We start from the raw sequence: 9,328 nt of genomic DNA on the forward strand, positions 1-9,328 counted from the left end.
GAAGCAGATCGGTGGCCAAGTACCACCTCGACACGAAGACCGAGTACCCACGCGCCACTCAGCCGTGACAAGGCAAGGTGCCCCGGGAACACCCTCGGAGGCGGATCCGGGCAGCACAGAAGACAGGTCGCATGATCACTCGGCTCCGTGCCGGCGACGGCGCCCTGCGACACGCTCCGGGGCGCCGTTCTCCGTGCCAGGGGCGCCCGGCCGCGCGGCCGGGCACTCCCCAGCGGCCCCAGGGACGGCAACGGCCTCGCCGGGGGTCAGCCCCGCTTCAGCGCCTCACACGTGGCCAGGGAGTCCTGCGCACCGGCACGTACCGCGTTGCAGCAGTGGACGACCCACTCGGCCACACCCTCGGGCGTCCCGCTCATGTACCGGCGCAGTGCCGGCGCGTACTCCTCCCGCAGTGTCTGGTGGCCCAGTTCCGAGGGCACCAACGACTTCGGGTCCAGGCCGCGCTCGACCAGGGTCAACCGCTCCGCCGCACGCGCGACCAGGCCGTCACCCCACCCGAACGGGCGGATCGCCATGAGTTCACCGTGCACCAGAGCCGCCGTCACCAGCGCGGGGACCGAGGTACGCGCACGCAGCAGCGAATACAGGCCCTCCATGCGTGCCAGGGCGGCCTCCGGCGGAGGGGCCTCGCCCATCTCCAGCGGATCCTCGACACGCTCACCCGCAGTCCGGGGCCGCCCGAGCGCCTCTGAGGTGACGGCGTCGGCGGCCGCGAGCGTGTGCAGGCGCGCCAGAACCTGCCGGGGCGCCTTCGGCCAGGTGTCCACCAGGGTCCCGAGCTCACCGGAGGTCCGCAGTGCGCCCTTGATCCGGGTGTCGTAGACGTGGCCCTCGCGGATCTCGTCCATTGCGACCTCGGCGCCCTCGAGCGCGGCGGAGGCACACGCGCCCCGCAGTGAGGACTCCATGGACACGTCCGCGCTGCGTCGGCGCAGGATCCGGTGCCCCAGAAGCCGGTCGACCAGGGTCCGCGTCTCGGCGACCGCGTCGCTCACGCCGGGCAGTGCGGCGATCCGAGCCAGCGGGTCGGACAGGGAGGCAGAAGTCGTTTCGCTCACGAATTCCACCCTACGCGCCGGTAACACCTGGCGTCCCCGCACCGCATCACCACTGTCGCCGGACGGGACCCGGACCGCTCGTCGCTGCACGGCGACCGTTCACCGCCCGTTCGTCGCTCCCTGCCCCTGCCCCGGCGTCTCACCCGACCCCGCCTGTTCACGCGGCCACTCGACACATGATTAATTGGATGTGAACCAGCCGACGTAAGGAGAATCACAGTGGCCGACAGCACTCCCCAGAGCCAGGAGACACTGTCCAACCTTCTCCACGAGACCCGGAGTTTTCCACCGCCGGCGGACTTCGCTGCGAACGCCAACGTGAAGGCGGACGCCTACGAGCACGCGGCCGCGGACCGGCTCGCCTTCTGGGAGGAGCAGGCCGGCAGGCTCCAGTGGGAGCGCACCTGGGACACCGTGCTGGACTGGCAGGCGCCCTACGCGAAGTGGTTCGTGGGCGGAAAGCTCAACGCCTCGGTCAACTGCGTGGACCGCCACGTCGACGCCGGGAACGGCGAGCGCGCGGCCATCCAGTGGGAGGGCGAGCCCGGCGACAGCCGCACCATCACCTACGCCGAGCTGCGCGACGAGGTGTCCCGCGCCGCCAACGTCCTCACCGAACTCGGCGTGGGCAAGGGCGACCGGGTCGCGATCTACATGCCGATGATCCCCGAGACGGTTGTCGCGATGCTGGCCTGCGCCCGCATCGGCGCCGTCCACATGGTCGTCTTCGGCGGGTTCTCCGTCGACGCCCTGGGCCAGCGTCTGGACGACAGCCAGGCCAAGCTCGTCATCACCGCGGACGGCGGTTACCGGCGCGGCAAGCCCAGCTCGCTCAAGCCGGCCGTCGACGAGGCCGTCGCCGGGCGTCCCGCTGTCGAGAACGTGCTCGTCGTCCGCCGCACCGGCCAGGAAGTCGACTGGACCGAGCGCGACGTGTGGTGGCACGAGACCGTCGGCGGCGCCTCCTCCGAGCACACGCCCGAGGCGCACGACGCCGAGGACCCGCTGTTCATCATGTACACGAGCGGGACCACCGCCAGGCCCAAGGGCATCCTGCACACCACGGGCGGCTACCTCACCCAGACCTCCTACACGCACTGGTCCGTCTTCGACCTCAAGCCCGAGACCGACGTCTACTGGTGCGCAGCCGACATCGGTTGGATCACCGGACACTCCTACATCGTCTACGGCCCGCTCTCCAACGGTGGGACCGTCGTCATGTACGAGGGCACCCCGGACACCCCGCACAAGGGCCGCTTCTGGGAGATCGTGCAGAAGTACGGCGTCACCATCGCCTACATGGCACCCACAGCGATCCGTACCTTCATGAAGTGGGGCGAGGAGATCCCCGCCGAGTACGACCTCTCCAGCCTGCGCGTGCTCGGTTCGGTCGGTGAACCCATCAACCCCGAGGCCTACGTCTGGTACCGGCAGAACATCGGCGGCGGCAATGTCCCCGTCGTCGACACCTGGTGGCAGACCGAGACCGGTGCGATCATGGTCAGCCCCCTCCCGGGCGTGACCTCGGCCAAGCCCGGCGCCGCCATGGGGCCGATCCCCGGTATCGACGCCGACGTCGTGGACGACGAGGGCAACCCGGTGCCCGACGGCGAGGGCGGGTTCATCGTGGTCCGCGAACCCTGGCCGGCCATGCTCCGCGGTATCTGGGGCGACGACCAGCGGTACAAGGACACCTACTGGTCCCGCTTCCCCGGCCTCTACTTCCCCGGTGACGGAGCCAAGAAGGACGAGGACGGCGACATGTGGCTCCTCGGCCGTGTCGACGACGTGATGCTCGTGTCCGGGCACAACCTCTCCACCACGGAGGTCGAGTCGGCCCTGGTCTCCCACCCCGAGGTCGCTGAGGCCGCGGTCGTGGGCGCCGCCGACAAGGTCACCGGCCAGGCCATCGTCGGTTTCGTGATCCTGCGCGGCGGAGGGGAGAGCGTGCCCGACGAGCTTCTCCAGGAACTGCGCAACCACGTCGGCGCCTCCCTCGGCCCGATCGCCAAGCCCGCACGGATACTGGCGGTGCCAGAACTGCCCAAGACCCGCTCCGGCAAGATCATGCGGCGCCTGCTGCGCGACATCGCCGAGAACCGGGACATCGGTGACACCTCCACACTCACCGACGCCTCGATCATGGACGTGATCGCCAAGCAGCTCCCGAAGTAGGGGGCCCGAACGGCACCGGCACCGCATCCAGGAACGTCGTCCCGCCCGTTTCCGAAGGGCGGGGCGACGTTCCCGCTCATCGGTGTGACGAAACCGAAGCTCCGGGTTCTGCGCGCCGGGAGAGGCGCCGGTGGGCGGGCATGTGCGAGGATGCGGAGGATCATCCGCATGTTCGGACGAGAGAAGGGAACCCCCACGATGGTGGACAAGCCGGGTGCCGGCCAACCTGGCGCCTCCAACGATGCCGACCGTTCCGTCAGCGATCTGCTCAGCGACGCCACAGGCAACCTGTCCCGGCTGGTGCGCCTCGAACTCAGGCTCGCCAAGCTCGAGGCCAAGCACGACGCGGTCCGTATCGGCAAGGGCATCGCGGAGTTCCTGGTCGCCGCAGTGATCCTGCACATCTTCGTGATCCTGCTGTCGGTCACGGCGGGGTTCGGCCTGCACGAGATTTTCGGGCTGCCGGTCTGGGCCTCCCTGGGCATCGTCACGCTCTTCTACCTGCTGGTCGCCCTGGTCTTCGCACTCATCGCGGTGATCAACTTCCGGCGCAGGCAGGGGCTGACCCGTACGGTCCTGACGTCCTCGCGTCTCATGGCGATCATCCGCGGCGAGGTCCGTCCCCCCAAGGAGGGCGACGGAGCGGTGGCCGCCACCGAAGAACCCGGGGAGGCCCCGGCGCCTTCCGGCCGCTGACCGCCCCGCACCGTGTTGGACGACTCGGCCGCCTACGTGGACGGCCCCTGGACCCACCGCGTCATCGGAGCCGCGGGGGCACGCTTCCACGCCGCCGAGTCGGGTGAGGGACCACTCGTCCTGCTCCTGCACGGCTTCCCCCAGTTCTGGTGGGCCTGGCGGGCTCAGATCACCGCCCTGGCCGCCGCCGGGTACCGCGCCGTCGCCGTCGACATGCGCGGCTACGGTGCCAGTGACAAGACCCCCCGCGGTTACGACCTGCCCACCCTCGCCGAGGACGCCGCAGGCATGGTCCGGGCCCTCGGTTCCGTCGACGCGGCCGTCGTCGGCCACGGGGTCGGCGGCCTCGTGGGATGGACGATGACCGCGTACCACCCGGAGACCGTGCGTTCACTGGCGGCGGTCTCCTCCCCGCACCCGTTGCGTGCGGCCCGAGCGGTCCGCCGCGGAGGCCCCGCAGCACGGCACTTCCTCGCAGCCCAAGTGCCGATCCTGCCCGAGCACCGTCTGCTCGCCGACGGATGCGAGCGTGTGGGCGAACTGCTCGACGCGTGGTCCGGGCCGGAATGGCCCGACACCGGGGCCGAGGAGCGGTACCGGCTCGCCTTCTCCATCCCGAAGGTCTCCCACTGCTCCTTGGAGTACCACCGCTGGCTCTTCCGTTCCCGCTGGCGCTTCGACGGGCTCCGGTACCGGTCGGTGCTGCGCCGCCAGGTCCGGGTTCCCGTACTGCAGATCCACGGTGACCGCGACCCCGTCTGCCGGCCGGGGATCGCGCACTCGTCCCGGCGCCTGGTCTCCGGGAACTTCCGTTGGCACCCCGTGGCCGGTGCCGGACACTTCCCCCACGAGGAGCGGCCCGAAGAGGTGACACGGGCTCTCGTAGGGTGGCTGGGTGAGACCGGGGGAACCCGAGCGGGTGGCCCCGAACCGCTGTGAAGGGATGGCACAGTTGACCGTCAACGGCGACAGGGACCGCAACGTCAGTGGTCGTGCGGAGAACCAGCGCCCCAGGGACCGCTACGGGCGTCCCATGCCCCACGGCAGTGTCGGCGAGGTGGAACGTGTCCCCGACGACGCCGATTTCACCCCCGAGGAAGGGCTCGAGAAGGCCCAGGGGCTGCTCGACGGCGGCTACGCCTTCACCGCACACGAGGTCCTCGAAGCGGTCTGGAAGTCCGTCGCCGAGCCCGAGCGCGAACTCTGGCGCGGGTTGGCGCAGACCGCCGTGGGTGTCACGCATGCTCAGCGCGGCAACACGGTCGGTGCCGCACGGCTGCTCCGCCGCGGGGCGGACCGGGTGGAACCGTTCGCACCCGCGCCCCACGGGGTGGACACGGCCGGGGTGGCGGCCTTCGCCCGGGCCCTGGCGGACGAGCTCGAATCCGGGCGGGCCGAACCGGGGGAGGGCATCGACACGTCGCGGATGCGTCTGCGCCGTTGAGGGCCGAATAACGGACACCACTGGATGTCTTTGTGTCGGGGCCGTAAGGGAGAAGGAAAGCTGGGTCCGGGTCCCATGTCGTGACTGCGGGGGCTGGTGATGCCTCCACCCGTTTCATTCTGCCATACGTGGTGTGTGACCCCATGAATGATTTATCGGGAAAAACGTATTACGGCATTATGGCGGGTCTTCCGGGGTGAATACTTCATCGTGTTCTGTTTTTCCGAACCCAGTGGTCACCAGGAGGTCACATCTTTGGTTTCTCTTGGCGAAATAGCGAACCCACTCTCACCTTTTTTCAGGGTGCTGCGTACAATCCCCGGATCACCGCCCGTGACGCATGGTGCGGGCGGTGCGCACCCCAACCGAAGGTGGCACCGATCCGACCCCGCACGACGTGCCTTCGGGCCAGTCCAGGCCCCTTCCTGGCGACGGCATTGCCGTGCCCGCGCACGGTGAACGGCGTCCGACAGGCCGACCGTTTCCCCGCGTGTTATGGCACGGGCGGGTCCGGAAAGGTCGTGCCCGTCTCAAGGAGGACGGATTGTCTGGGCTCAACCTCGCCGCGGAGAGCGGCACAGCCCTACCACTGAACGGCATGGACCTCACCCTCGTCATCGTCGTCATGGTGGTGGCGCTCCTGGCGCTCGCCGTGGCCGGGATGCTCGTCCGTGAGGTCCTCGCCGCAGGGCAGGGAACAGAGCGAATGCGCAACATCGCGGTCGCGGTACAGGAAGGGGCCGCGGCTTATCTGAAACGACAATTCCGCACCCTCGTGGTCTTCATTGTCGTCATCCCCCTCCTCCTGCTCCTGCTCCCGGCCGACTCCACGGAGATCATGGTCGGCCGCTCCGTGTTCTTCGCCCTCGGCGCGCTCCTGTCCGCCGCGACCGGTTTCATCGGGATGTGGTTGGCAGTCCGCGGCAACGTGCGCGTGGCCGCAGCGGCCCGCGGCGGCGACGACGACGCGAACCGCAGCGCGATGCGCATCGCCTTCCGCACCGGCGGTGTCGCCGGCATGATCACCGTCGGTCTCGGCCTGTTCGGTGCCGCCGTCGTCGTCCTCATGTACGCCGGAGACGCGCCCATCGTCCTGGAGGGATTCGGCTTCGGTGCCGCACTCCTCGCGATGTTCATGCGTGTGGGCGGCGGTATCTTCACCAAAGCCGCCGACGTCGGCGCCGACCTCGTCGGCAAGGTCGAGCAGGGCATCCCCGAGGACGACCCCCGCAACGCCGCGACCATCGCCGACAACGTCGGGGACAACGTGGGCGACTGCGCGGGCATGGCCGCGGATCTCTTCGAGTCCTACGCCGTCGTGCTCGTGGCCTCCCTCATCCTGGGCCGCGTCGCCTTCGGTGTGGAGGGCCTCGTCTTCCCGCTCCTGGTGCCCATGATCGGGGTCATCACCGCCGTCATCGGCATCTTCCTGGTCGCACCCAGGGCCAAGGACCGCACCGCCATGTCGGCGATCAACCGCGGGTTCTTCGTCTCTGCGGGCATCTCCGCGGTCCTGGTCGTGGCCACCGCTTTCTGGTACCTGCCCTCCAGCTTCGACCAGCTCACCGGGGTCAGCGACAGCGTGCTCGAGGACCTGGCCGGCGCCGGACCCGATCCCCGGCTCGTGGCCATCGGCTCGGTCCTCATCGGTCTCGTGCTCGCCGCCGCCATCCAGTTGCTCACCGGCTACTTCACCGAGACCGACCGCCGTCCCGTCAAGGACATCGGCGAGAGCTCCGAGACCGGTGCGGCCACCGTCGTCCTCTCCGGCATCTCCGTGGGGCTGGAGTCCGCGGTCTACTCGGCACTGCTCATCGCCGGTGCGGTCTACGCGGCCTTCCTGCTCGGCGGCGGTTCCATCACCGTGAGCCTCTTCGCGGTGGCCCTGGCCGGCACCGGCCTGCTCACCACGGTCGGCATCATCGTCGCGATGGACACCTTCGGGCCGGTCGCCGACAACGCCCAGGGCATCGCCGAGATGTCCGGTGACGTCGAAGGCAGGGGCGCCGACGTCCTGACCGGACTCGACGCCGTCGGTAACACCACGAAGGCCATCACCAAGGGCATCGCGATCGCGACCGCGGTCCTGGCTGCCACCGCGCTGTTCGGGGCCTTCCGGACCTCTGTGCAGAACCAGCTCGGGGACGGCGAGGTCTTCTCCCTGTCCCTGGACAACCCGGACGTACTCGTCGGGGTCATCATCGGGTCCGCCGTCGTGTTCTTCTTCTCCGGGCTGGCGATCATGGCGGTCGGGCGCGCTGCGAGCCGAGTGGTGTTGGAAGTGCGGGACCAGTTCCGTACCCGTCCGGGCATCATGGACGGCACCGAGAAACCCGAGTACGCGCGGGTGGTCGACATCTGCACGAAGGACTCGCTGCGGGAACTGGTCACCCCGGGCCTGCTCGCGGTCCTCGCCCCGATCGCGGTCGGGTTCGCGCTCGGCTACGCCCCGCTCGGGGCCTTCCTGGGCGGCGCCATCGCCGCTGGTGTGCTCATGGCCGTGTTCCTCGCCAACTCCGGCGGCGCCTGGGACAACGCCAAGAAGCTCGTGGAGGACGGTTTCCACGGCGGTAAGGGATCGGAGGCCCACGAGGCAACGGTCATCGGCGACACCGTGGGCGACCCCTTCAAGGACACCGCGGGCCCGGCGATCAACCCACTGCTCAAGGTCATGAACCTGGTGGCGCTCATCATCGCGCCCAGCGTCGTCATCTACGCGGACAACATCGTGCTGCGTGTGGTCGTCACGCTGCTCGCGGTCGGTGTTCTGGTCGGTGCCGTCCTCTGGTCGAAGAACCGGGGCGCGGGCAGCGAGAGCGGCCCGGTCCCGAACGAATCGGGTGCCACGCCGAAGGGCTCGCCGCACGAGGGCTCCGGAGGGGACGCCCCCGGCCCCCGTGACAGCGACGGCGAGCGCCAGGAAGCCACCACGGGAGACAACAAGGACTGACGGTCCGGGACTGCACCGGCCGATCAGTACAGACACGGCCGCTCGGGGCAGCGCCCCGGGCGGCCGTTGCTCTGCGACGGGCCGGGCGGACCGTTCGAGGGTGGAGCCCGGTCGGTGGGTTCCACCCGGAGTGCAGCAGGTTGCGGGTGCAGGGGGGACGGGCTCTAGCCTTTGTGGTGTCGGCGTCGGGCGCTCCGCGGGCGCCGAAGCGATCCGAGCTGAGGGGGATCCCGTGCAGGGGATGAAGGGCCTGTTCACAATTCTGGGGTTCATGGTGGGCTTCATCGTTGCCATAGCCGTCGTCGCCACGGTGGTGTCCCCATGAGCCGCACACTGCTGTTGATGAGGCACGCGGAGGCCGAGTCCGGGTTCGGCGTCGACGACGTCGAACGCTCCCTGACCGACCGCGGACGTTCCCAGGCGGAGAACGTGGGCCGAATGCTCGCCGCACAGGGATACGTGCCCGACCACGTCCTCTGCTCCTCGGCCCGCCGTACACGGCAGACGCTCGAAGGCGTACTCGGTACCCTCGGGCCGAGCAGGCCTCCGGAGACCGACTTCAGCGAGGCCGTCTACTCGGCGGGGACGGACACGCTGACGGAGCTCATCACCTACGTGCCCGCGGAAGCCGGTACCGTGCTCGTGGTCGCACACAACCCGACGGTGGCGCAGCTGGCCGCGGACTTCCTGGACATGCCGGGGCCGGCCGGGTACCCGCCGGCGACGGTCACCGCCGTGGCCCTGGAGGTGGAGTGGTTGTACGCCGCTCCGGGGACCGGCGCAGCGATCCTGTTGAACTGACGTTCACAGGAAAGCATGACCCAGGACACGTTCGGTCCAGGTTGCTCAGGTGGTCGGCCGGGGGTAGTGTTCCCCAGGTCGCCTTCAAACGGCCCAAGGCCGGGCGAGGGGACATCGAGGTTCCACCGAGCGAGACGAACGCGGGGTTCCGCGGGCGTGCCGGTCCATCCTTTTCTTCCGGTT

7 protein-coding genes are annotated in these 9,328 nt (G+C 69.4%); 6 read left to right on the top strand and 1 reads right to left on the bottom strand.

Annotated features, from left to right (window positions below):
• Nucleotides 1-266: 266 nt before the first annotated feature.
• Entirely contained in the window at nucleotides 267-1,079 is an 813-nt protein-coding gene (locus tag D456_RS0122550; RefSeq protein ID WP_017578445.1) for a Fic family protein, read from the bottom strand.
• Between the two features lie 219 nt (nucleotides 1,080-1,298).
• On the opposite strand from D456_RS0122550, the gene acs reads away from it, so the two are divergent.
• The 6 genes from acs to D456_RS0122585 all read left to right on the top strand — a co-directional run bounded on the left by acs (nucleotide 1,299) and on the right by D456_RS0122585 (nucleotide 9,145).
• Nucleotides 1,299-3,254, top strand: coding sequence for an acetate--CoA ligase (acs, locus tag D456_RS0122555; protein ID WP_017578446.1), 1,956 nt, complete (start codon nucleotides 1,299-1,301; stop codon nucleotides 3,252-3,254).
• A gap of 198 nt (nucleotides 3,255-3,452) precedes the next feature.
• The gene (locus D456_RS0122560) at nucleotides 3,453-3,950 is read left to right on the top strand and encodes a phage holin family protein (protein ID WP_026116143.1); all 498 of its coding nucleotides are present in this window, start codon (nucleotides 3,453-3,455) and stop codon (nucleotides 3,948-3,950) included.
• Between the two features lie 12 nt (nucleotides 3,951-3,962).
• A complete protein-coding gene (locus D456_RS0122565; protein ID WP_017578448.1) occupies nucleotides 3,963-4,889 on the top strand; it encodes an alpha/beta fold hydrolase in 927 nt (308 codons plus the stop codon).
• A gap of 4 nt (nucleotides 4,890-4,893) precedes the next feature.
• Nucleotides 4,894-5,394, top strand: a complete 501-nt coding sequence (locus tag D456_RS0122570) for a DUF309 domain-containing protein (RefSeq protein ID WP_017578449.1) — start codon at nucleotides 4,894-4,896, stop codon at nucleotides 5,392-5,394.
• A gap of 598 nt (nucleotides 5,395-5,992) precedes the next feature.
• Nucleotides 5,993-8,344 carry a sodium-translocating pyrophosphatase gene (locus D456_RS0122575; protein ID WP_017578450.1) on the top strand — a complete coding sequence of 784 codons (2,352 nt, stop codon included), beginning with the start codon at nucleotides 5,993-5,995 and terminating at the stop codon, nucleotides 8,342-8,344.
• A 321-nt stretch (nucleotides 8,345-8,665) separates the two neighbouring features.
• Nucleotides 8,666-9,145 carry a SixA phosphatase family protein gene (locus D456_RS0122585; RefSeq protein WP_017578452.1) on the top strand — a complete coding sequence of 160 codons (480 nt, stop codon included), beginning with the start codon at nucleotides 8,666-8,668 and terminating at the stop codon, nucleotides 9,143-9,145.
• Nucleotides 9,146-9,328: the final 183 nt, after the last annotated feature.

Source organism: Nocardiopsis kunsanensis DSM 44524 (assembly GCF_000340965.1).
Classification (GTDB): domain Bacteria; phylum Actinomycetota; class Actinomycetes; order Streptosporangiales; family Streptosporangiaceae; genus Nocardiopsis; species Nocardiopsis kunsanensis.